Here is a 23,393-nt window from a genome sequence, read left to right as displayed (position 1 = left end):
TGAACGTTCGGCCCGCTGCCACGACCAAATTATGTGGGAGCGGTTATCCCTCCCCATAAGTCATATTAGGCGCGAGCGCCCATCCACCCCAAGCGCCCATATGGCTCGACCCGTCCGGTTGTCCCCCCGGACGGGTCTTTTCTTTTTGGACGTCCAATTCCTCGAAGCCCTACGCGAGATCAGCTTCCGGTTGAGAGGTTGTAGCTCACTCAACGCTACCGCTCCGCCGGCACGCCGCAAGCGCGCTATGCTTGTGCGAAGCTTGACTCCAAAACCTCTTGAATCTCCGCACGACTACGGAGTTTGGCGACGAAATCATCGTCGTTGCTGGACAAGTCAAAACTTTTCCACAAAATATTCACGTCGCGTCTAAATTGATTCGTGTGCGTTGCGTCGCGTCCGTATTTTCTCCTGACGGGCTGATTTATGACACATCGCCAAGAGGCTATTCGCGACGTTGCTATTGGCCGCGACGTTGCGGCACGCTGGTGCGCTCTCGCCGAGCAGCGGCTGGTGCATCTCTCCGAGATGTTCGAGACCGGGCGCTGGCGCCGCTATCATTCCGAAATCGCATTTCTCGAAAACATCCAGGAAGCGAAGCTCGCCGTCCAGACCTGGCGCGCGCTTGCCACCGGCGCTGATGTCGCCACGGCGGCCGCGAGCGTGTCGCCCGCATTCGGCTGGTCGCCGGCGACTATGCCCCGCATGTTTCCGCGCGAGCCCCAGGCGCAGACCGTGCAACCGAAGGCCGTGCACATCGCCCCGGAGACCGCCGTCCCGGTCAGGCTCGATCCGAAGCCGGGCGTTCTCGCCGAAATCACCGAAGCCCCGACCGCGCCGGTCGCCGCGCCTGCCCCGATGGCACCGCTCAGAGTGCCGGCTGCCATGGCGCCGCCCACCGCGCCCGTCACGATGACGGGGCCCAAGGTGCCGGCAGCGCCCAAGGCGCTGGCTGCGATGGCGGTGCTTCTGCCGCAGTTCTCTCCGCCGGCAGCCGAAATTGTCGCAGCCCCCGAACGTCTGGTTGAGTTCACCTTCAGCCTCGACGGCCTCGAAGCGAAGTACCCGCTGCTGCGGAACGCGTTCTAGCGTTCGAGAGCCAGAGGCGAGGAGCCGCAGCTACCGCCGCACCGCATTCCCGCCGACGACCAATTGCGCAAACCGCTGAGCGCCGTCCGCCGACAGGTCGGACGTTACGGCGCGCGCGTGATCGAGCCCGACCACGGCGCCGCGCGGGGTTTCCGAGATCATGTTGTTGTTGACGAGCGCGGTGCCGGCGCCGGGCACGACGGACACGCCGACGCCTGCCAGTGCCTTGCGGATCACGTTGCCCGTGATGGCGACGTCGCGGAGATATTTGCCCCAGCCGGCGACGATGCCGTAGGACGGCGCGTTCTCGATCACGTTGCCGGTGACTGATGAATCCGCCTCGATGTAGATGCCGATGCCGGCATCGTCATCCGGCGCGGTGCCGATCGGCCGCTTCGGGATCAGATTGCGGATGATGTTGCCCTGGACCACGGCGATGCGGCCGCCTTCGTTGAAATTGCAGACGGAGACGCCGACGGCGGCGCCGTCCACGATGTTGTTGGCGATCACCGCGGCCTCGAAAGCGAATTCCGAATAGAGCGCGACCTCGCGCACATCGCTGACGCTGTTGCCGGTGATGTGGATGTTCGAGGCCGAGTTGCCGCGCACGGCGGAGTAATCGCAATTTTTGATGCGATTGCCGCGCACGATGACGTTGCCGGCGCGGAACGCGTTGATGGCGTTGCCGTACTGGCCGGAGCCGCCGGGACCGGCCTTGATGTCCTCGATGCGGTTATCAGCGACCAGCGTGCCGTCGTCGCCGATGGCCGTGCGCAGGATCTCGATGCCATTGTCGTTGGTGCCGGTGATGGTGTTGTGGGAGACGCTGAGACCCCTGGCGTCGAACGACACCACTGCCGTCACCGCGATGTTGGTAAAGATGTTGCCCGAGATGTCGCCGGAGACCTGCTCGAGCCAGATGCCGCTGCCACCGGAGCCGGTGATCGCGCAATCGGTGATGCGGACGTCGCGTCCGCCGAGGATCTGGATCAGCCCGCGTCGCGTCGGCAGCGGAATGCCGCTGCCGTCAAAGGTGATGCCGGAAATGCCGATTGCATCGGAGCCGTCGCTCTGGATCGCCGACGCCCCGCCGGTGAAAACGAATTTTGTTGCGCCGCGCACGCCGATCAGTTGCGCGCCGTTTGGCAGACGCAACAGTCCCGTGCGGTAGATGCCGGGTGGCAGCGCCAGCGGCATCTGCGCCCGCGCGGCCTCGTCGATCGCACGCTGGAGCGCGCGGGTCTGATCCTCGCTGCTGCCGGGCCGCACTCCATATTGCGTGGCATCGCGGCCGAGCAGCGACGTCAGCGGCGCTGCGCGCGCGGCGTCGGCTGGTATCGCGAGCGCGCCGGCGATGCCTGCGGTCGATGCTCCGATGAGATGGCGGCGATTGAGGTCCATGGATGCGTCCTCCGGCGGACGCGGGGGCCCGCAGCGGTTAGGTAGCGCAAAAACGGGACCGCGCGGCTGGGGCCATGAGGATAGTTCACGGTAGGGTTAAATGTTTACGCAGTCGTGTTCCGAGCCTTCCGTGCCAGCTGTACCATCTCCATCAGCATCGCTTCCCCGGCGTCCACCAGTTCCTCCAGCGTGATCCGCGGCGCGCCCTTGCGGCGCACGGCGCCACTGCGCGCGAGCAGGGGAATATGGATGAACGCCGCAAGCTGCGGCCCGCCGGCCCTGACGTTTTCGATCGCGCGCCAGCTCAGGTAATTGCAGAGATAGGCGCCGGCATCTCGCGAGGGGCGCGCGTCGATGCCGGTGAGGCGCGCGGCGCGCAGCAGCCTTGCGGTATGCGGGCCGAACGTCAGCGCGTCCGCATTGCCGGCGATGCCGCGCTTGCTCGAGCGGGTGTTGGCGGCATCGGGCCAGAGCATGGTGACGGCATTGCGCGCGCGGCTCTCGATGCGCAGATAGGGTGTGCGTGCGGCGAGGCCGAACATCAGCAGCGCATCCGGCTTCTCTTTCGCGAGCACCTCCGGCAATTGCCGGTCTACCGCAGCATAGGTGACCGGGAAGATGTGGCTGGAGATCGCGGCATCGTCGAGTGCGGGTCGGCGCAATTGCGCCAGCCGGGCGACCAGTGGCTGGGTCGGATTGTAGGGTGCGCCGGGAAACGGGCCGAAGCCGGTGAGGAGAATGCGGAGCTTGGCGCTCATTGCAGCAACTCCAGGATCTTTTCGGCGGCGAGCGCCGGCGTGAGATGGCCGTCGGCGACCTCAGTCTCGATCTTCCGGACCTTGGTCCGCACCGACGCCTCGCTGCGCAACCGTGCCAGCATGCGCTGCTCCAGCATCGACCACATCCATTTCACCTGCTGCTCACGCCGCCGTGCGGCGAAGTCGCCGGATGCATTCATCGCCTTGCGGTGATCGAGGACTTTCTGCCAGATCTTCGCGATGCCGTCCCCGGTCAGCGCCGAATAGGTCTCGACCGGCGGATGCCAGTGCTCGGAGCGTGGCGTCAGGATATGCAGCGCGCCGCGATAATCGGCGGCGGTGATGTTGGCGCGCTTGAGATTGTCGCCGTCGGCCTTGTTGATCGCGATCATGTCGGCGAGCTCCACCAGGCCCTTCTTGATGCCCTGCAATTCGTCGCCGCCGCCCGGCAGCATCAAGGCCAGGAAGAAATCGGTCATGTCGCAGACCGCGGTCTCGGACTGGCCGATGCCGACCGTTTCCACCAGCACGACGTCGAAGCCGGCCGCCTCGCACAGCAGCATCGCCTCGCGTGTCTTGGCCGCGACGCCGCCGAGCGTGCCCGAGGCCGGCGAGGGCCGGATGAAGGCGTCGTCGGAGGCCGACAGGCGGGCCATCCGCGTCTTGTCGCCGAGGATCGAGCCGCCGCTCCGCGCCGACGACGGATCGACCGCGAGCACCGCGACCTTGTGGCCTTGCTCGATGAGATGGGTGCCGAGCGCGTCGATGGTGGTGGACTTGCCGACGCCGGGCGAGCCGGTGATGCCGACGCGGACCGCCCTGCCGGTATCGGACAAGAGCATCTGCACCAGCTCGCGCGCCAGCGCGTGATGATCGCTGCGCCGGCTCTCGACCAGCGTGATGGCCCGCGCCAGCGCCGCGCGGCTGCCGGCGCGAAGGTCATGGGCGAGGGATTTGATGTCCAGTGAAGGCTTTTTCTCAACCATGCCCTGCTTTACAACGCCCCCGCGGGGCAGGCGAGGGCCGCCCGCCCGATATCACCGGGATGTCGCCGCCACCCCCGTCCGCACCGGTTTCACCTTCCGCCACGCCCAGACCATCACCGGCCACAGCAGCGCCCCGATCGCCATGGCAGCGAGGATCGCAGCGACCGGGCGTTCGAAAAACGGCAAAATGCTGCCGTCCGACTTGATCAGCGAGGTGACGAAAGCCTGCTCGACCATGGTGCCCATGACGATGCCGAGCACCATCGCGGCGACGGGATAGCCGTTTGCTTCCATGACATAGCCGATCACGCCGAAGGCGGCGACGGTGACGACGCCGAACATGTTGTTGCCGATCGCGAACGAGCCGACCGCGCAGCACAGCATGATGATCGGCATGATAGCGGAGCGCGGTGCCAGCAGGATGTAGGCGGCAACCCGGATCATGGCGATGCCGAGCGGGATCATCAAAATGTTTGCGATGATGAACATCAGATAGATCGCGTACATGCTCGACGCTTTCTCGGTGAACAGCGTCGGTCCCGGGTTCAGCCCCTTCATGTAGAGCACGCCGATCGCGATCGCCGCGATGGTGTCGCCGGGGATGCCGAACAGCAATGATGGCACCCAGCCCGAGGCGATGCTGGCATTGTTGCTGGCGCCGGCCTCGACCAGGCCTTCGACATGGCCGGTGCCGAACTTTTCCGGTTCCTTGGAGAAGCGCTTCGACATCGCGTAGGACACCCAAGCGGCCATGTCGGCGCCGGCGCCGGGCAGCACGCCGATGATGATGCCGACGATGTTTCCGCGCGTCATCTGCCAATGGTATTTCTTGGTCAGCTTCCACTGGCCGGCCATGATGCTTCCGAATTTGCGCCGCGGCAGCGGCGGCGGCTCGGGGGTCAGCATTGCGCGCATCACCTGGGCCACCGCGAACACGCCCACCAGCGCGGGGATCGGCTCGATGCCGCCGAACAGATCGGTGAGGCCGAAGGTGAAGCGCGGCACGCCGCCGGGATTCTCGATGCCGACGCAGGAGACCAGCAGGCCGAGGAACATGCCGGCGATTGCCTTTACCGGCGAGGAGCGCGCCACCAGCGTCGCGCACATCAGGCCGAGCAGCGCCAGCCAGAAATACTCGAAGGTCGAAAACGACAGCGCGATCTCGGCCAGCGGCGGCGCCAGGATCATCAGCGACAGCACGCCGGCGATGCCGCCGACGGCCGAGAACCACACGCCGGCCCCGAGCGCCAGCTCGGCCTGCCCCTTGCGGGTCATGGCGTAGGCTTCGTCCGCATAGGCGGCGGAGGCGGGCGTTCCCGGGATGCGCAGCAGCGCGCCGGGAATGTCGCCGGAGAAGATCGCCATCGAAGACGCGGCGACGATGGTCGCAATCGCCGCGATCGGCGAGAGGTAGAAGGTGACGGGGACGAGCAGGGCGGTTGCCATCGTCGCCGACAGGCCCGGCAGCGAGCCGATCACGAGCCCGTACACCGAGGCTGCGAACATCGCGATGATGACCTCCCAGGTGGAGATCAGTGCGAACGCTTCAATCAGGGTTTTCAGCATGGGGTCACCAGGGCGTCGGCAACAGGCCGGCGGGCAGCGGCACGCGCAGCAGCTTGCCGAAGATCAGGTGGATGGCGAACGGCGACAGCGCTGCGAGCGGCAGCGCCAGCTTCCACTTCGCCCCCAACGCGGTCGAGGTGACGTAGACCATGATCGCCGCGGTGATGATGAAGCCGAGCCGGTCGGCCGCGACCACGTAGAACAGCAGCAGCGCCGGGGGCAGCAGCGCGCGCAGGCTGTACAACTTTCCCTGTGGCGGCGGGGCAGCCGCTGCCTGGCCAGCCTCGAGCGGGATCAGCTCTTCCGCCTCCTCGAAGGTGTGGCCGATCCCGAACACGATCGCGAGCCCGCACAGCGCAAGCCCAATGCCGATCACGAGCGGAAATACGTTGGGGCCGACCGGCTGCCCGGGCACCGGCGGCAGCAGCCAGCCGCCATAGGCGGCTGCTGTGCCGAGCACGACGAGAAACGATCCCGTGACCGAGTCGGGAAGACGCATGGGAGAATCCTATGTGAGGTATTCTCTCTCTCCCCGCGCGGGAGGAGAGAGAGGCGATCAGCGCGTGTAGTCGGGAAATGATTCCAGGGTCACGCCTTGCTCAGACCCGCCGCCTTCATCGCTTCGCCCATCTGGGCGTCGCCCTTGTCCATGAAGCTTGCGAACTGGCCGGCATCGCCCCACACGGTGCCGAAGCCGCGATTGCTCATGAAGTCCTTGAACTCGGCGGAGTCGTAGACCTTCTGCAGCGCCGCGGTGAGCTTGGTTGCGATCTCCGGCGGTAGGTTCTTCGGCCCGGCGATGCCGCGCCAGGCGCCGGTCGCGTAGTCGATGCCCATCGCCTCCTTCAGCGTCGGCACGTCCTTGAAGATCGGATTGCGCGCCGGCGCCATGATGGCAAGGCTCCTGGCCTTGCCGGCCTCGATGATGGCGCGGGCTTCCGGCACCGAGCAGGTGGTCAGGTCGAGGCCGCCGGCGGCGAGGTCCTGCATCGCGGGTGCGGCGCCGTTCGACGGCACCCAGGCGACCTGGTTGGCGGGCAGGCCCATCGCCTGCATCCAGCCGACCAGCGCGAGGTGCCAGATCCCGCCCTGGCCGGTGCCGGAAGCCTTGAACTTGCCGGGAGGGGCCGCCTTGATGGCTTCGGCGAGTTCCTTCACCGTCTTGTAAGGCGAGGAGGAGGAGACCTGGATGCCCGGGGGATCTTCGTTCATCAGCGCCAGCGGGGTGTAGCTCTTCGGCGCCAGCTCGGTCAGCCCTTGCCAGTGCATCATCGAGATTTCGACCGTGAGCATGCCGATGGTGTAGCCATCGGGCTGCGCGGTCGCGATCGCGGTATGGCCGACGACGCCGGAGCCGCCGGTGCGATTGACCACGTTGAAGGGCTGGCCGAGATCCTTCTCCAGAAGCGCCGCGACAATGCGCGCAGTCGCGTCGGTACCGCCGCCCGCGCCCCAAGGCACGATCACGGTGACGGGCCGCGCCGGGTACGCTTGTGCAAGTGCGGGTGTGAGGCCGAATGCGGCGGATGCCGCGACTGCGGCAGATGAAGCCGCAAAGGTGCGGCGCGTAATCTTGGACATCAATGCCTCCCAGCGGCGCCCATGATTTCGGGCGCTCTTGTCAATGGCGACATTCTAGTCGGCTTTGCAGCGCCCCTGCAAGGTAGCGCTACCAACGCTCTGCGAGCAACTTGTAGCTCAACACGATCACTGCGGCTCGTCCGCGTCGCTCTTCGGCCGCGCGCCGCCGAAGATGCGGGTGCCTTCCGCGGTGAGATAGGGCTTCAGCGTTTCCCACGGCACGAATGCGACATATTCGCCCTCGGCGCAGGGGCCGACTGCGTAGGGCGGATAGTGGAAGGTGAGCCCTGAACTCTTGCCCGCGTCGGTTGAGGGCGCGAGCGTCACCGCGCCGATCTTGAGCAGGCTCGGTGCGAGCTCCTTAAACCACTCGTCGGTCGCGGTCTCGCCGGCGCCGCGCTTCTTCTTCTCGGTTTTCAGTGAGGCGATCACCGCCTGCACCATCGCCTTCATGGCCGGGCCGTTGTCGGCGGTCTCGGTGAAGAACGGGCGGATGGAGATGCGCTTGTTCTCCGCCCTGTCCCACAGGACCGTGTTCACGTCGGAATTGGGATGGGCGCCGTGGGTGTCCATGTAGTCGTTGCGGAGAATGCTGACATAGCGGTCGGCGACGACGGAGCGGACCGCATATTTGCGCTCAAAGTCCCAGCCGCCTTGCTTGAAGAACTGCGGATCCTCTTTGCGCGAGGCGGCGGCTTCCGCCGCGTTCTTGTCGAGCCACTTCCTGCCTTCGGCTAGGCAATCCGCCGCCAGCGTCGGGGCAGCCTTGACCTTGTCGTCGAGGAAGACGCGGGCCTCGATGCTCTTGGTCTTGATGACCGCGTCGGGCTTGGGGTCAGCGGCATGGGCGGTAGCCAACAACGCGCTGCAGGCTGCGACCACGATTAGCGCGCGCATGAAGGCTGGCGCGGAAAATATCACGCACTGTCCTTTCAAAGAGCGATGGCGACCTACTCCGCCGCCTCGCTATGCCCGAGGCGGGCGTTCAGCTTGCGGATCAGCTCTTCGGCCGCGTCCGCAATCACCGTGCCCGGTGGGAAGATCGCTTCCGCGCCGGCCGCGTAGAGCGCGTCGTAATCCTGTGGCGGCACCACGCCGCCGACGATGATCATGATGTCGTCGCGGCCCTGCTTCTTCAGCGCGGCTTTCAGTTCGGGCACGGCAGTGAGATGGGCGGCCGCGAGCGAGGAGACGCCGAGAATGTGGACGTCGTTCTCGACCGCCTGGCGCGCGGCTTCGTCGGCAGTCGCGAACAGCGGCCCGATGTCGACGTCGAAGCCGATATCGGCGAAGGCCGACGCGATCACCTTCTGGCCGCGGTCGTGGCCGTCCTGGCCGATTTTTGCGACCAGGATGCGCGGGCGGCGGCCTTCCGCCTCCTCGAAGGCATCGATCAGCGCCTGAACCTTCTCGACCCGGTTACCCATGCTGGACGCCTCCCGCTTGTAGACGCCGGTGATGGATTTGATCTCGGCGCGGTGCCGGCCGAACACCTTCTCCATCGCGTCCGAGATCTCGCCGACGGTTGCCTTCGCGCGCGCGGCGTCGATGGCGAGCGCCAACAGATTGCCGTTGCCTTCGCCGGCCGAGCGCGTCAGCGCGGCGAGCGCGGCCTCGACGTCCTTCTGGTTGCGTTCGGACTTCAGCCGCGTCAGCTTGTCGATCTGGAGCCGGCGGACATTGGTATTGTCGACCTTGAGGATATCGATCGGAGCTTCGTCCGTCGGCTTGTATTTGTTGACCCCGATCACCGCCTGCTTGCCGGCATCGATGCGGGCCTGGGTCTTGGCCGAGGCTTCCTCGATGCGCAGCTTCGGTAGGCCGGCCTCGATCGCCTTGGCCATGCCGCCGAGTTCCTCGACCTCCTGGATGTGGCCCCAGGCCTTGGCGGCGAGGTCGCGCGTGAGACGCTCGACATAATACGAGCCGCCCCAGGGATCGATGATGCGGGTGGTGCCGCTCTCCTGCTGCAGGAAGAGCTGGGTGTTGCGGGCAATGCGCGCCGAAAAGTCGGTCGGCAAAGCGAGCGCCTCGTCGAGCGCGTTGGTGTGCAGCGACTGGGTATGACCCTGCGTCGCCGCCATCGCTTCCACCGTCGTGCGCATCACGTTGTTGAAGACGTCCTGCGCGGTCAGCGACCAGCCGGATGTCTGGCAATGCGTGCGCAGTGACAGCGAGCGCGGATCCCTGGGGTTGAACGGCTTCAGCAGCTTCGCCCAGAGCAGCCGCGCGGCGCGCATCTTGGCCACTTCCATGAAGAAGTTCATGCCGGTCGCCCAGAAGAACGACAGGCGCGGCGCGAAGCGGTCGACATCGAGGCCCGCCGCAAGGCCGGCGCGAAGATATTCGACTCCGTCGGCCAGCGTATAGGCGAGTTCGAGGTCCTGCGTCGCCCCGGCCTCCTGCATGTGATAGCCGGAGATCGAGATCGAATTGTATTTCGGCATTTTTTGCGAGGTATACGCAAAAATGTCCGAGATGATCCGCATCGAGGGCGCAGGCGGATAGATATAGGTGTTGCGCACCATGAACTCTTTCAGAATGTCGTTCTGAATGGTCCCTGAGAGCTTCTCCGGCGGCACACCCTGTTCCTCGGCGGCCGCAACGTAGAGCGCGAGGATCGGCAGCACCGCGCCGTTCATGGTCATGGACACGCTCATCTGGTCGAGGGGAATCCCCGCAAACAGCGTGCGCATGTCGTAGATGGAATCGATGGCGACGCCGGCCATGCCGACGTCGCCGCCGACGCGCGGATGGTCGCTGTCATAGCCGCGATGGGTGGCGAGATCGAACGCGACCGAGAGGCCCTTCTGTCCGGCCGCGAGATTACGGCGGTAGAACGCGTTGGAGTCCTCCGCCGTGGAGAAGCCGGCATATTGCCTGACGGTCCAGGGCTGGTTGACATACATGGTCGGGTAGGGGCCGCGCAGATAAGGCGCGATGCCCGGATAAGTCTCGAGGAAGTCGAGCCCGGACAGGTCGGCCTCGCTATAAGCGGGCTTCACCAGAATGCCCTCGGGCGTCAGCCACGGCTCGGCGCTGCCTGATGGCGCGGCGCTTGTGGTGCGCTCGAAGGCGATGTCTGCGAAATCAGGAATGCGGCTCATGGTTTCAACCATATCATGGGCGCTCAATCATGGTCGGGATGCTGATGGCTGACGATGGTTGCCATCTTCTCCGGCCCGTAATTCTGCTGCGTGGTCTGGCTTGGTAGATTGGCGATCCCGACCACCCAGCCGAGACGGGACTCGGAACCGAACTGCCGCGTCGGCACCACGTGATCGGCGCGGTCGAACGCGCCGGTCATGATCTCGATCCGGTCGCCGTCGATGCGGCCAAAGCTTAGCGGCGTGCCGCAGGCGGCGCAAAAGCCGCGCTCGGCGATGGAGGAGGAGCGGAAGAACGACGGCTTCCCCTTGGTCCATGCAAAGTCCGTCTTGTTGATGTCGGCAAAAGAGGCGAACGGCGCGCCGCTGGCTTTCTGGCACATCCGGCAGTGGCAGATCGAAACCCTGTTCGGCGCCGTCATGACTCCAAAGCGCACTGCCCCGCATTGGCAGCCGCCGGTGAGAACTGGTTTGCTGGCTTCGGTCATGCCTGCTCCATTCGTCGATAGGCGTCTTGCAATGTCGCAAGCGCGTCGCCGCCGGCGAAGACGAAACCGGTGACGCCGGCTGCACGTAGCGCCGCCTCGTCATCGGTCGGGCAGCCAGCCAGATAGATAAGTCGGGCGCCGGCGGTTTGCAGGGCCTGCGCCGCGGCTTCGGCGTGTTCCGCATAGACCTTGTCGCTGGAACAAAGGCAGGCGAGCCCGGCACCGGAGGCCTTGAAGGCGGCAGCTAACTGGGCCGAATCGGCGAAGCCCTGGCTGTCGACGGCCTGGCTGTCGACGGCCTGGATGCCGCCGGTCTCGAACAAGCTCTTGGCAAAGGTCGCGCGCGCCGTGAAATCGGCGGGCGTGCCGAGATTGGCCAAGAACACTTTCGGCCGCGCGCCGTGTGCCTTCAAGGCCGCATCGGATTTGTCGCGCAGCGCCTCGAACGGTTCCGCAAGCCGGATCGGCGGCAGCGGGTCGAACTTGTATTTTTGCTCGCCATAAGGCGCCAGCGCGATCGGCGTCGCCTTCAGCACCATCGTCTCGTTCTCGTGCAGGTTCGGAAACTCACTGGCGCCGGTCAGCACGTCGCGGCGTTTTGCGATGTTGGCGTCGCGGGCTTTTCGCGCGGCCGCGACCTTGCTCTGGAACAGGCCCTGCTGAAGCGCAGCGAAGGCGCCGCCGGCTTTCTCGCTCTCCTGGAATAGCGCCCAGGCGGCGTCGCAGAGCTGGCCCGTCAGAGTCTCGATGCCGCCTGCGCCTGCCGCGGGATCGCTGACCTTGGCGAGATTGCTCTCTTCCAGCAGCACGAGCTGCGTATTGCGCGCCACGCGCCGCGCGAACGGATCGGGCAGGCCGAGCGCGAGCGTATGCGGCAGCACGGTGATCGCGTTGGCGCCGGCAAGGCCGGCCGCAAACGTCGCCATGGTCGCGCGCAGCATGTTCACATAGGGATCGCGTTGCGTCAGCATGCGCCAGGCGGTATCGGCGGCGATGAACAGCGGTTTTGGCGCGAGCCCGCACGCCGTCTCGATACGCGCCCACAGCAGCCGCAAGGCGCGGAATTTTGCCATGGTGAGGAACTGATCTGCATCCGCGGCAAGCCGCGCATAGACCATGCCCTGCGCCTGCTCCAGCGGAACGCCCGCGCCCTCGATCGCGCGCAAATAGGCGATGCCGCAGGCGAGCACGAAGGCGAGCTCCTGCACCTCCGAGCCACCGGCATCGTGGACGACGCGTCCGTCGGCTGATGCGAACGGTCCCTTGAAGCCGAGCGCGGCGAGGCCCTTGATGCCGCCGGTGACGGCCGGAACGATCTCGTCCCAGGTATAGGGGCTGTGGCCCCACACCGCGCCGGCCGCAAGCGGGTCGAGCCCGAAGCGGATGTCGCAGGCCGCGGGATCGATGCCGTTGCTCTTCACATATTCCGCGACGTGGACCGCCGCCATCCGCGATTGCGGACCGATCTCGAGCTCCAGCCCGATGCCGGCGTCGAGATGGACGTCCTTCAAGATCTTCGCGATTGCGTCTGCGGTCGGTTCCAGCCCGAAACCGTGAGCGGCATTGCCGCCGGCGAACACCAGCGCAAGCCCTGTCGCGCCATTTTCGAGATCGGTCAGTGCCTGTGCATTCGCTGCACTTGCATCGGGATGGTCGATCCGCTGCATGATCTGCCAAGGTGCTGCCGCCGGCCGACCCACCACGGGCGCAACGCCTTTGGCGCGCGGATAGAGCGGATCGATCCTGATTCCGTCATAGGTCTTGCCGACCAGCTTCTCGAACGGCGCGCCCTTCAGCACGCCATCGACCAGCTTGCGCCAGTCGTCGACGGTCGCCTTGGGAAAATCCGCCGCCAGCGGCAGGTCGTCAGTCGCGGAGGTCATGCGGCGAAGGGCTCCCGAAAAATCTTGTTGTTCGCAGGCGAAATTGCCACGGCCGGCCGTCCCTGCAAACGGTTGTTTTTGGTTAACCGGTATCCGGAAGCCGCTCAATGCCTTGTGTCGAGACGCTGGCGAGACCGTCACGGACACGAATGCCTGCGATCACGCGGTCGGGCGCGATCTCGGCCAGCGGCACCAGCACAAAGGCGCGCTCGAACAGGCGCGGATGCGGCAGGGTCAGATCGGGCTTCTGCATCGACACATCGTCATAGGCGATCATGTCGAGATCGAGCGTGCGCGGGCCCCAGCGCCGCTCCTTATCGCGCGAGCGGCCGAATTTCTGCTCGACCTTCTGCATCACGAACAGCAGCGCATGCGGATCGAGATCGGTCTCGATCTCGATGCAGGCGTTGATGAAGGGAGCCTGGTCCTCGTCGCCCCAGGGCGGGGTCGTATAGTCCGACGAGCGCGCGATCAACGCAGCCTGCGCCATGCCGCAGATATGGGCGATCGCCTTCTGGAACGTCGCGCGGACATCGCCGACATTGCCGCCGAGCGCGATCAGAACGCTTGCCATGTCAGGGGTGCCGCGAACGCGTCAGCATGATTCCGACGTCGTCGAAGATCGCGGCGATCGGCGCATGCGGCTTGTGCACGGTGATCTTCACGGCGCGGATACGCGGGAAGTGCGACAGGATGGCATCGGCGACCGCGCCGGCCGCGCGCTCCAGCAGCTTGTAATTGGTGTTCTTGAAGGCCGCGGTGGTCGTCGCCACGACGTCGGCGTAAGACACGGTGTCGGCGAGCCGGTCGCTGCGCGACGGCTCCGACAGGTCGGTATAGAGCTCGAGGTCGATGACAAAACGCTGGCCGACCTCGGTCTCGTGCTCCATCACGCCGTGGCGGGCATGGATCGACAGGCCGCTCACGAAGATCGTATCGGTCATGGCTTGCTCTCGATTGCGTGCGCCACTCGCAGGGCCTGCAAGGTCTCGGCGACGTCGTGTGTCCGGATGATTTTCGCGCCGCGCTGCGCGGCGATCAGATGCGCGGCGATCGAGCCGGCGAGCCGCTCTGTCGGCCCCGACGGCGACACCGAGGCGATGAAGCGTTTTCGCGAGGCACCAACGAGGATCGGCAGGCCAAACATGTCGAGCTCGCGAAGTCGCGCCAGCGCAATCATGCTCTGTTCGGCTGTCTTGCCGAAGCCGATGCCGGGATCGAGCACGATCTTGTCGCGGGCGATGCCGGCTTTTGCCGCGATCTCCAGCGAACGCAGGAAAAACGCTTTCATGTCCACGACGATATCGATGGCGGGATCGACGCTGTCGCGGTTGTGCATGACGATGACGGGGGCGCTTCTCGCGCCAATCAGCGGCGCCATGGCGGCATCGCGCTGCAGGCCCCAGACGTCGTTGGCGATCGCCGCGCCCTGATCGAGCGCGAAGGCCACCACTTCCGCCTTCATGCTGTCGATCGAGACGGGCACACCGAGCGCCACGATCTCCGATAGCACCGGCCGCAGCCGCGCCAGCTCGTCTTGCGCCGTGACCGGCCGAGCGCCCTTGTAGGGCCGGGTGGACTCGGCACCGATATCGATGATGTCGACCCCGACCTCGATCATCGCCCGTGCCCGCGCGAGCGCCTGCTCGGGCGCGATGAATTCGCCGCCGTCGGAGAATGAATCCGGAGTGACGTTGAGCACGCCCATGACCGCCGGGATCGGCCGCTCCAGCAGCGTCCGCAGCACGTCAGGCCCGACTGAACCGGCCGCCGGGACGGATGGAGAGGGCGAGGCATTCATGCGGCCCGCTTTAGCGGTCGGGGAGGGGGGATTCAAGGCGGGATTGGGGGCGATCCAGTCGCCCAATGCACTCCGGGGCCGGTGAGGGCGCGATGCTCTTGCCACGCTCCGTCATTACGAGCGTAGCGAAGCAATCCAGGCTGCCGCTGCGGAGGGACTCTGGATTGCTTCGCTGCGCTCGTAATGACGGCCGGGAAGGAGCGGTGCTCTATCTGCCCAGCCTTGTCCCCGGATCAATATGAAATCTTCGGCGGCAGCTTTTTCGCCTTGGCGATGATGTCGCCGACCGACTTTTCCGAGGGCAGGATGCGGAGGAGCTTTTTCTTCTCGTTGGCATCCCGCATGCTCTGGGCCAGCCTTGCCGGATTTCGGTAGGCGAGCTCGCGCACGGTGGTGACGCCGGCGGCCCGGACCAGGCCGACCTTGGCCCGGCCCATGCCGGGGATGCGCATGTAGTCGGAGACGTTGGCCCATTCCAGCAGCAACTGCTCGCTGATGCCGGTCTTGGCGGAGAGCGCCTTGCGGCCCTTCACGGTCGAAGCCGCCTCGAGCAACGCATCGGTGGTGCGGATACCCTGCGCCTTCAACTTGTTGGCGGCAAAGGCCGACAGGCCCTCAATCTCGGAGATCGGATATGTCATGATACTCGATGTGAAATGCGCAGGCGTCAGGCGAACTGGCTGAGGCCCGGGGTCCCCGCGATGATCTTGCCCATCTGATCCGCTCCGATTTTGTCTCGGCCGAAGCGAAAAAGTTCACGGGCGATGTTCTGAATCTCGGACATGCCAAGTCCCAGGCCCATCAGGCGCGTGCCGACCGCCATCAGGCCGCCGCCCATCAGCCGCGACAGTCCTGCGCCGCTGCGGGACGCCTCGATTGCCGCTTCTGCACCTGGAATCTGGTCGATCAGGACCTGGACGCTGTCGGAAGGACCCTCGTTGCGGAGGAAGCCCAGGATAATGCCGGCGGTCTTTTCAGCGACAGCACCATCTATGCTGGCGTTTGTCGCCAGCCGCCCGATCAGCTCGTCCATATGGCCGCCCCTCAGCCGGTTCACATGCCGGAGTATTGCTTTCGAAAATGATCTTGAGCCGGTGTGATGTGAAATACAAGCGATGAACGCCGTCAACGTTCCGATTCATTCTCGAACGCGCGAGAAGTGTTGCAGCGATGCAAGGGCGGAGATGAAATCGGCAGAAAAATGCCGCGATGCGAATGCGTCGTTCCTACTTTCGGCGGATGTCACTCGCATGTTTCCGACGATGTCGCATGCCCGGAGCGCGTTGAATGGTTTCAATCAGCGCGCGATATGCGTTAAACTACGGAACTGGTGCATTCGAGTTTCGATATGCGAAACAAGGCAGAGAGATCAGGGCATAATGACCGCACAGGACAGCAAGCTCGGTGATACCGACGACAAGATCTTCGTCGGTAAAGGAAGCGAGCAGGCATGGCTGACGCTGGCGTTCGCCAATCGCCACGGCCTCGTCACGGGTGCAACCGGAACCGGCAAGACAGTCTCGCTGCAAGTGATGGCAGAAGGATTTGCGCGCGCTGGTGTTCCAGTGTTCGCGGCCGACATCAAGGGCGACCTCTCAGGCATCTCCGAAGTCGGCGAAGCCAAAGATTTCATCGTCAAGCGCGCCACCGAGATGGGACTGACGTTCCAGCCCGACCAGTTCTCGACGGTGTTCTGGGACGTGTTCGGCGAGCAGGGCCACCCGGTGCGGGCGACCGTCACGGAAATGGGCCCGCTGCTGCTCGCACGTATGCTCGACCTGAACGACGTGCAGGAAGGCGTGCTCAATGTCGCCTTCCGTGTCGCCGACGACAACGGGCTGACGCTGATCGACATGAAGGATCTGCGCGCGCTGCTCGATGCCATCGTCCCCGATGCCGGCAAGAAGGGGGCGGATGCCGAGGAGAGTCCGCTTGCCGAGATCAAGAAAGCGGCGCAAGGTTTTGGCAACGTCACCAAGGCCACGGTCGGCACCATCCAGCGCCAGCTTCTGGTGCTGGAGAACCAGGGCGCCACCAAATTCTTCGGCGAGCCGGCGCTGACGCTGAAAGACTTCATGAAGACCGACCGCGACGGCCGCGGCATGGTCAACATCCTCGTCGCCGACAAGCTGCTGCAGAGCCCACGGCTTTACGCGACATTCCTGCTGTGGATGCTGTCGGAGCTGTTCGAAGAGCTGCCCGAGGCCGGTGACCTGCCCAAGCCGAAGCTGGTCTTCTTCTTCGACGAGGCGCATCTGCTGTTCAACGACGCGCCCAAGGCGCTGATGGACAAGATCGAGCAGGTGGTGCGCCTGATCCGCTCCAAAGGCGTCGGCGTTTATTTCGTCACGCAAAACCCGGTCGACGTGCCCGACCGCGTGCTCGGACAATTGGGCAACCGGGTGCAGCACGCGCTCCGCGCCTTCACCCCACGCGACCAGAAGGCGGTCGCCGCCGCGGCCCAGACCTTCCGGCCCAACCCGAAGCTCGACACTGCCAAGGTGATCATGGAGCTCGGCAAGGGCGAGGCGCTGGTGTCCTTTCTCGAAGGCAACGGCACGCCGGCGATGGTCGAGCGAGTGATGATCCGGCCGCCATCGGCCCGGATCGGACCGATCACGCCGGAAGAGCGCAAGGAGATCATGGATGCAAGCCCGGTGAAGGGCAAATACGACACCGCCGTCGATGCGGAGTCCGCCTACGAGATGATTCAGAAGCGCATTGCCGGCACGGCTGCGACTGCCGATCCAGGCGCGGCTGGCGGAAATGGAGGCGGCGGCATCCTCGGCCAGATCGGCTCGATCGTCGGCACCATCTTCGGTACCAACGTCAAGCGCGGCCGCCTCTCGACGGGGCAGGTCATCGCGCGCGACATGACCCGATCGGTCACCAATCAGGTGATCGGGGGGATGGCCGCCAATATCGGCAAGTCGGTCGCCGGCCAGCTTGGTGGCTCGATCGGCCGCACGCTGGTCCGCGGCGCGCTCGGCGGCTTGCTGCGCAGGTAGGCAGAAAGCCTCGTTTGAGGCAATTCATCCGCAGACCCGCCGCTTGTGCGCGGCGGGTACAAATTCGGGTGATCAGGACTCTCCAAGCGTCCGTTGGTCTGCTAGGTGCTATGGCTCCTGACTGGACCACATCGTGACCTCACCTGAATCTTTCGTCCGACCCGGCGCATTCCGAAACCTGTCGTTGCGTGCGCCGCTCGACCTGCTCTTCCTGCTCTGCTGCTTCATCCTGGCCGCCGACGTCCTCGGTCCCGAGATCTTCGGGCACGGCAAGACCAAGGATTACGGGCTGTGGTACTGGGCTGGGCGGCAGGTCTTGCAGGGTGGGCCGCTCTATCCCGGCGACATCCATGAGTACTTCGAGTTCATCTACCCACCGCTGCCGGCAATCCTGCTGGCGATCCCGAGTTGGTTCGGCAAGGTCGCGCTCTACACCGTGCTGTCGATCCTTAATATTGTGGCGTGGTGGTACACGGGAATGTTTTCCAACGCCATGACTGGTTCGGGCCACAGGCCCGGCCCCTGGCTGGAGGCGCTGCCCGCTCTCGTCACCGTGACTTTTGTGTTCGACATGTTCGATCTCGGCCAGCCGAACCTCGTCCTGCTGGCGATGATGCTCTACGGCTTCTGGAGCTTGCAGCATCAGCGCTCCTGGCTTGCAGGCTTCATGTTCGCGCTCGCCACCGCCATCAAAGTGTTTCCCATTGCGGTGCTGCCCTATCTGGTCTGGCGTCGAAACTGGGGAGCCGCCGTCGCTACGGTCGCCTTCACCGGCATGCTTCTCTATATCGTGCCGGCCCCCATACGCGGCTTCGAGCGCAACGCCGCCGAGGTCAAGTCCTGGTATCAGGGCATGGTCGGGTCGAGCTCCGAAAAGGGATTTGGCCAGCGCGACGAGCAGAACTGGTCGTGGGTGAACCAGTCCCTCATTGCCGTCACGCACCGGCTGGTCCGGCCGATCAACTACAATCAGGAAGATGCCAACAAGCCGCCGCGCACGATGAATGTCATCGACGTCGATTACAGGACGGCGAACTGGATCGTGCTGGCGCTGTCGGCGTTGCTCGGACTCGCCTTCGTCGCGGTCATGCCACGGCAGGGGCAGCGTACGGCGCGGTCGGACGCCGAGGAGCTCGGCATCCTGTTCTGCCTGATGACGGTGGCATCGCCCCTGGCGCGGCAATACTACTTCATGTGGCTGTTCTTCCCGATGACGGTGCTGATGCATCGTGCCGCCTTCGACGAGCGGGCGAACGTGCGCCTGGGAACCTGGCTTTCCCTTGGCGCCGCCGGCATGCTCATGCTGCTGGCACTGCCGTGGTTTCCCAATGTCTTTCAGGCCTGGGGCAATAACCTCGTCGCCACAGCGGTCCTCGCAGCTAGTCTCGCATGGCACATCCGGCATCCGCCGGTTGCGGCTGGCCCCAACGCCGCGGCAGCGCTAAAAGCCGATAGTTCTTGAGAAGACAGCTTGAGCCCCGACGTCTTGGGATTCGAACGCAGGGAATACGACAATGGCAAATGCGCAGCTTCAATCCGTGCTCGACCACATCGACAAGGAGTTCGACAACAGCCTGGAGCGCCTGTTCTCGCTGTTGCGGATCAAGTCGATCTCCGCCGATCCGGCCTTCGCGGCCGATTGCAAGGCGGCGGCCGAGCATCTTGCCAGGGACATCGCGAGCCTCGGCGTTGCGACTGAAGTGAGGCCAACCGCCGGCCACCCCGCGGTCGTCGGCAAGAGCGTCGCGGGCGGCCGGCCGCATGTGCTGTTCTACGGCCACTATGATGTGCAGCCGGTCGATCCGATCGAGCTCTGGCACCGTCCGCCATTTGAGCCTGTTGTGACCGACCATGCCGACGGCCGCAAGATCATCGTGGCGCGCGGCGCCGAGGACGACAAGGGTCAGGTCATGACTTTCGTCGAGGCCTGCCGCGCCTGGAAGAAGGTGACGGGATCGCTGCCGATCGACGTCACTTTCCTGATCGAAGGCGAGGAAGAAGTCGGCTCGAAGAACTTCGTGCCCTTCATCGAAGCCAACAAGGACGAGTTTAAGGCTGACTACGTGCTGGTCTGCGACACCGGCATGTGGGACCGCAACACGCCCGCGATCACGACCTCGCTGCGCGGTCTGCTCTATGAGGAGCTCAAGATCACCGCCGCCAATCGCGACCTGCATTCCGGCGTGTTCGGCGGCAGCGCGATGAACCCGATCCGGGTGCTGACCAAAATTCTCGGCGGGCTGTTCGATGATGACAACCGTATCACCATTCCGGGTTTCTATGACGGGGTGAAGGACACGCCGCCGGACGTTCTCGCGCAGTGGAAGAAGCTCGATTTCACGCCGGACACGTTCCTCAAGCCCGTTGGGCTATCGATACCGGCCGGCGAGAAGGGCAGGCTCCTGGTCGAGCAGGCTTCCACGCGTCCGACCTGTGACGTCAACGGCATCTGGGGCGGTTATATCGGTGAGGGCTCGAAGACGGTGATCCCGTCGCACGCGTCGGCCAAGGTCTCGTTCCGGCTGGTCGAAGGCCAGGATCCCGCGAAGATCCGCAAGGCTTTCCGCGAGTACGTGACGGCGCGCATTCCGGGGGACTGCAAGGTCGAGTTCGGCGACCACTCTGCCGGGCCCGCGATTGCGCTCGACTGGAACATGAAGCCGCTCGCCGCGGCCAAGACCGCGCTGACCGAGGAATGGGGCAAGGAGACCGTGCTGATGGGCTCGGGCGCCTCGATCCCGATCGTCGCGGACTTCAAGCGCACGCTGGGGCTGGATTCGCTGCTTGTTGGTTTCGGCCTCGACGACGACAATATCCACTCGCCGAACGAGAAATACGACCTCCGCAGCTTCCAGAAAGGCATCCGTTCCTGGGCGCGCATCCTCGCGGCGCTGGCGGAGGTGAAGTAGCGGGCGCTCTGTCCTCGTCATTGCGAGCGTAGCGAAGCAATCCAGAATCTCTCCGCGGAGACAGCCTGGATTGCTTCGTCGCTTCGCTCCTCGCAATGACGGGGCCAAATAAAAACGCCGCCCGGAATTGGGCGGCGTTTCATTCCGAAAATGTGTAGAGGGTGTTGAGACCTACCCTACACCAAATCCCGAAAATCTCAAGAGCGGTAGCCCGGAAGCTCGCGGTCCAGCTTGCGCAGCAGTGGCGGCCACACGAGGTTGGTGGCGCGCAACTCGGCGCGGTCGCGGTTGGCGAGCAGCTCGGTGTTCTTGTCGATCGCGACATCGTCGACCGGATAGACCGGCGTGCCCAGCGCGCGCGTACGTACCTGCATCGAGCAGGCCCGCTCAAGGTGATACATGCGCTCGAAGGCCGAGGCCACCGACCGGCCGACCGTCATCGTGCCGTGGTTGCGCAGCAGCATGTGGTTGTGGTCGCCGAGGTCCTTCTGCAGCCGCGGCCGCTCGTCGTGGTCGAGCGCGATGCCTTCGTAGTCGTGATAGGCGAGGTCGTGGGTGACGAGCTGGGCGGTCTGGTTCAGCGGCAGCAGCCCTTCGGCGCTGCTCGAGACCGCGGTGCCGTCGAGGGTGTGGAGATGCAGCACGCAGATGGCGTCCTCGCGCACCTCGTGGATCGCCGAATGGATGGTGAAGCCGGCGGGGTTGATGCTGTACTCGCTCTCGGAGAGCTGGTTGCCGTGCAGATCGACCTTGACCAGGCTCGACGCCGTGATCTCGTCGAACATCAGCCCGTAGGGATTGATGAGGAAATGATGGTCGGGGCCGGGCACGCGCGCGGAGATGTGGGTGTCGACCAAATCGTCCCAGCCGTAGAGCGAGACGAGGCGATAGCAGGCGGCGAGATTGACCCGTTGCTGCCACTCGGCCTCCGTCATGTTCGACGGCACTTCCTTCAGGCGCGCTTCCGCTGGCGACATGGTTGATCTCTCCGAACATCGTTGTTGCGGGGAGGGAGCGTAGTCCTGCCGCGAGCTGCCAGCAAGGCACACAAAGCGCGGCAGTCCAGCGTAGTCCGCATGAGCGAAGCGACATGCGGGGCTGTCTGATAGGCCCCGGATGTCGATGCGCTCACCCGGGCTACGATCCGGAGAAATTTATTACGGTGCCGGGATCGAGAGCAGGCTGGAAATGCTGCTGCCGCGGATGTCGTAGACGCGGGCGAACACCACGTCGTCGCGCTTGATCTCGACCAGCACGGGCGCGGTGAGGCCCTTGCAGTAGAATTCACCGAGCGTCATGGCGAAGTCGGCGGCATTGGAATCCCAGCCGATGGTGAAATCGGGGCCGAGCGCGACCTGGGCGGGGCGCTGCGGACCGCACACGGCGACCTTCCATTTGCGGTTGCGCGGCGGCACTTCCTGGCGTTCGACCAGCTGCTCGCGCAATTCGTCCGAGGCCTGCTTCAGCGCCAGCCCCCAATAATCCAGCATGAAGCGGTCGTCGGCGCCGCGCACGGTGCCGGCGATGTGGTTGAAGTGGGTGTATTGATAGGGATGCAGCCGGATCATCTCGGCGAGCGAAAGCGCCAAGCCAAAGCAGAAGGTGGCGAGCACGACCGGCTGCCAGGTGCGGTGATTGGCGCGCAGCCGCTCCATGGCCCAGCCAAAGGCAACGCCGCCCAGCACCGCCATCGGCGGGATCACGAAGACGAAATGGCGGATGCCGTTGTAGAGCGCCGGCCGCTTCACCATCGCGATCGCCAGCGGCAGCGTCGCGGCGAGCGTGAGCATCAGCATGATGGTCTTGCGGCGGGCGGGAACCTCGCGACGCGGCAGCAGTGCGAAGGTGCCGATCACGGCGCCGAACATCAGCACCAGCATCACCTCGGGCAACTGAAGCGCGAACAGCGTCGGCAGATAGGACCAGGGCATGTCGGGCACGGATACGATCGCGCCGTCGAACATCTCCTTCCAGGGTTTCTCGAAGAAGTGCGAGAAGTAGGTCAGCGCCTCGAAGGGATTGCCGGGCTCCATGATCGACCACGGCCAGATCAGCCCCATCACGAGGTAGCCGAGCACGAGGCCGGGCAGCAGCACGTAGACGACATAAGCGAAGCGGCGGACCGACTCGCGCAGGCCCTCGCTACGCAGTTCCTCCAGGAACAGCGGCATGAAGCCGATCACGGCATAGACCAGCGCAAGGCCGCCGAGGATGCGGGTGCCGAGCGAGAGGCCGGCACCAAGGCCGACGATCAGGATCGTGCGCGGCGAAGGCTGCGGATATTCCTCGGCGAGGCGGACGAGACCCAGCATCAGGATGATCATGGCCACCGCGAAGGGCGCATCCTTCGGGTTCATGAACATGTGGCCGTAGAAGATCGGGCAGAGCGCGAGCAGCAGGAGCGAGGCAAGTCCCGCAAGGGGGCCGCCGATACGGCGGCCGAGCCGCCACGTCACCGCAAGTCCGATCACGCCGACGACGGCGCCGACCAGACGGCGCGTCTCGAACAGCTCGAGCGGAATCACCTTGTGCAGGAGGGCCGCGACCATGTCGAAGCCGCCGCCATACATGTAAAGGTTGGCGAAGGAGAGTGCCGCGGTGTCCTTGAAACCGGAACCGAACATGCGCAGCAGCAGGTCAGCATATTCGGCGTGGGTGTAGTCGTCCCAGCCGAGCCCGTAGTCGCGGAAGGTCAAACCGGCAATGACGGCGACCGCAGCCAGCACCAGCATGGCGAGATCGTCGCAAGTCCGTTCAACCGAGCGCCGCAGAGGCGTGTCGATCGCCGAAGTCGTGATGGATGTCATGGCTATTGG

The 23,393-nt window shown here is 65.0% G+C and carries 21 protein-coding genes; 4 read left to right on the top strand and 17 right to left on the bottom strand.

Annotated features, from left to right (window positions below; translation table 11 throughout):
* Positions 1-426 precede the first annotated feature (426 nt).
* The gene (locus tag IVB40_RS24915; RefSeq protein ID WP_247816615.1) at positions 427-1,089 is read left to right on the top strand and encodes a TIGR03809 family protein; all 663 of its coding nucleotides are present in this window, start codon (positions 427-429) and stop codon (positions 1,087-1,089) included.
* A 30-nt stretch (positions 1,090-1,119) separates the two neighbouring features.
* Here IVB40_RS24915 and IVB40_RS24910 read toward each other — a convergent pair whose 3' ends face one another.
* The 15 genes from IVB40_RS24910 to IVB40_RS24840 form a co-directional block, all read right to left on the bottom strand.
* Positions 1,120-2,490, bottom strand: coding sequence for a TIGR03808 family TAT-translocated repetitive protein (locus IVB40_RS24910; protein WP_247399240.1), 1,371 nt, complete (start codon positions 2,488-2,490; stop codon positions 1,120-1,122).
* Between the two features lie 104 nt (positions 2,491-2,594).
* Entirely contained in the window at positions 2,595-3,248 is a 654-nt protein-coding gene (locus tag IVB40_RS24905) for a pyroglutamyl-peptidase I (protein ID WP_247816614.1), read from the bottom strand.
* On the bottom strand, positions 3,245-4,234 hold the full coding sequence (gene meaB / locus IVB40_RS24900) for a methylmalonyl Co-A mutase-associated GTPase MeaB (protein ID WP_247816613.1): 990 nt from the start codon (positions 4,232-4,234) through the stop codon (positions 3,245-3,247). The genes IVB40_RS24905 and meaB overlap by 4 nt, the downstream gene beginning before the upstream one ends.
* 51 nt (positions 4,235-4,285) lie before the next feature.
* On the bottom strand, positions 4,286-5,800 hold the full coding sequence (locus IVB40_RS24895; protein ID WP_027569048.1) for a tripartite tricarboxylate transporter permease: 1,515 nt from the start codon (positions 5,798-5,800) through the stop codon (positions 4,286-4,288).
* A gap of 4 nt (positions 5,801-5,804) precedes the next feature.
* Complete coding sequence (locus IVB40_RS24890) at positions 5,805-6,299, bottom strand: tripartite tricarboxylate transporter TctB family protein (RefSeq protein ID WP_247359885.1); 495 nt, start codon at positions 6,297-6,299, stop codon at positions 5,805-5,807.
* An 89-nt stretch (positions 6,300-6,388) separates the two neighbouring features.
* Positions 6,389-7,381: a tripartite tricarboxylate transporter substrate binding protein gene (locus IVB40_RS24885; RefSeq protein WP_027569050.1), complete on the bottom strand. Its 993-nt coding sequence runs from the start codon at positions 7,379-7,381 to the stop codon at positions 6,389-6,391.
* A gap of 126 nt (positions 7,382-7,507) precedes the next feature.
* Entirely contained in the window at positions 7,508-8,278 is a 771-nt protein-coding gene (locus IVB40_RS24880) for an RsiV family protein (RefSeq protein WP_247819589.1), read from the bottom strand.
* A gap of 53 nt (positions 8,279-8,331) precedes the next feature.
* Entirely contained in the window at positions 8,332-10,488 is a 2,157-nt protein-coding gene (gene scpA / locus IVB40_RS24875; protein WP_247816612.1) for a methylmalonyl-CoA mutase, read from the bottom strand.
* A 23-nt stretch (positions 10,489-10,511) separates the two neighbouring features.
* The gene (locus IVB40_RS24870; protein WP_247816611.1) at positions 10,512-10,976 is read right to left on the bottom strand and encodes a GFA family protein; all 465 of its coding nucleotides are present in this window, start codon (positions 10,974-10,976) and stop codon (positions 10,512-10,514) included.
* Positions 10,973-12,859 carry a methylmalonyl-CoA mutase subunit beta gene (locus IVB40_RS24865; protein ID WP_247816610.1) on the bottom strand — a complete coding sequence of 629 codons (1,887 nt, stop codon included), beginning with the start codon at positions 12,857-12,859 and terminating at the stop codon, positions 10,973-10,975. Before IVB40_RS24865 ends, IVB40_RS24870 begins: the two co-directional genes overlap by 4 nt.
* A gap of 82 nt (positions 12,860-12,941) precedes the next feature.
* The gene (folK, locus tag IVB40_RS24860) at positions 12,942-13,433 is read right to left on the bottom strand and encodes a 2-amino-4-hydroxy-6-hydroxymethyldihydropteridine diphosphokinase (protein ID WP_027569055.1); all 492 of its coding nucleotides are present in this window, start codon (positions 13,431-13,433) and stop codon (positions 12,942-12,944) included.
* A 1-nt stretch (position 13,434) separates the two neighbouring features.
* Positions 13,435-13,803: a dihydroneopterin aldolase gene (gene folB / locus IVB40_RS24855; RefSeq protein WP_027516901.1), complete on the bottom strand. Its 369-nt coding sequence runs from the start codon at positions 13,801-13,803 to the stop codon at positions 13,435-13,437.
* Positions 13,800-14,660, bottom strand: a complete 861-nt coding sequence (gene folP / locus IVB40_RS24850) for a dihydropteroate synthase (RefSeq protein WP_247816609.1) — start codon at positions 14,658-14,660, stop codon at positions 13,800-13,802. The genes folB and folP overlap by 4 nt, the downstream gene beginning before the upstream one ends.
* Positions 14,661-14,893: 233 nt before the next feature.
* Complete coding sequence (locus tag IVB40_RS24845) at positions 14,894-15,301, bottom strand: DUF4332 domain-containing protein (protein WP_007608193.1); 408 nt, start codon at positions 15,299-15,301, stop codon at positions 14,894-14,896.
* 26 nt (positions 15,302-15,327) lie between these two features.
* Complete coding sequence (locus IVB40_RS24840) at positions 15,328-15,693, bottom strand: DUF2267 domain-containing protein (protein ID WP_247816608.1); 366 nt, start codon at positions 15,691-15,693, stop codon at positions 15,328-15,330.
* Positions 15,694-16,039: 346 nt separating this feature from the next.
* Here IVB40_RS24840 and IVB40_RS24835 point away from each other — a divergent pair, with 346 nt between their 5' ends.
* The 3 genes from IVB40_RS24835 to IVB40_RS24825 all read left to right on the top strand — a co-directional run bounded on the left by IVB40_RS24835 (position 16,040) and on the right by IVB40_RS24825 (position 20,577).
* Positions 16,040-17,668, top strand: a complete 1,629-nt coding sequence (locus tag IVB40_RS24835) for a helicase HerA-like domain-containing protein (protein ID WP_247816607.1) — start codon at positions 16,040-16,042, stop codon at positions 17,666-17,668.
* 133 nt (positions 17,669-17,801) lie between these two features.
* Positions 17,802-19,130, top strand: a complete 1,329-nt coding sequence (locus IVB40_RS24830; RefSeq protein WP_247816606.1) for a glycosyltransferase family 87 protein — start codon at positions 17,802-17,804, stop codon at positions 19,128-19,130.
* 52 nt (positions 19,131-19,182) lie between these two features.
* Complete coding sequence (locus tag IVB40_RS24825) at positions 19,183-20,577, top strand: M20/M25/M40 family metallo-hydrolase (protein WP_247816605.1); 1,395 nt, start codon at positions 19,183-19,185, stop codon at positions 20,575-20,577.
* A gap of 197 nt (positions 20,578-20,774) precedes the next feature.
* Here IVB40_RS24825 and IVB40_RS24820 read toward each other — a convergent pair whose 3' ends face one another.
* Both IVB40_RS24820 and IVB40_RS24815 read right to left on the bottom strand, forming a co-directional pair.
* Complete coding sequence (locus tag IVB40_RS24820) at positions 20,775-21,554, bottom strand: class II aldolase/adducin family protein (protein WP_007593534.1); 780 nt, start codon at positions 21,552-21,554, stop codon at positions 20,775-20,777.
* 180 nt (positions 21,555-21,734) lie between these two features.
* Entirely contained in the window at positions 21,735-23,384 is a 1,650-nt protein-coding gene (locus IVB40_RS24815) for a glycosyltransferase family 39 protein (RefSeq protein WP_247816604.1), read from the bottom strand.
* Between the last annotated feature and the right edge of the window lie 9 nt (positions 23,385-23,393).

Origin of the sequence: Bradyrhizobium sp. 40 (assembly GCF_023100925.1) — a bacterium.
Classification (GTDB): Bacteria; Pseudomonadota; Alphaproteobacteria; order Rhizobiales; family Xanthobacteraceae; genus Bradyrhizobium.
The sequence above is the reverse complement of the archived record's forward strand: the minus strand, read 5'-3'. Positions and strand labels throughout refer to the sequence as shown.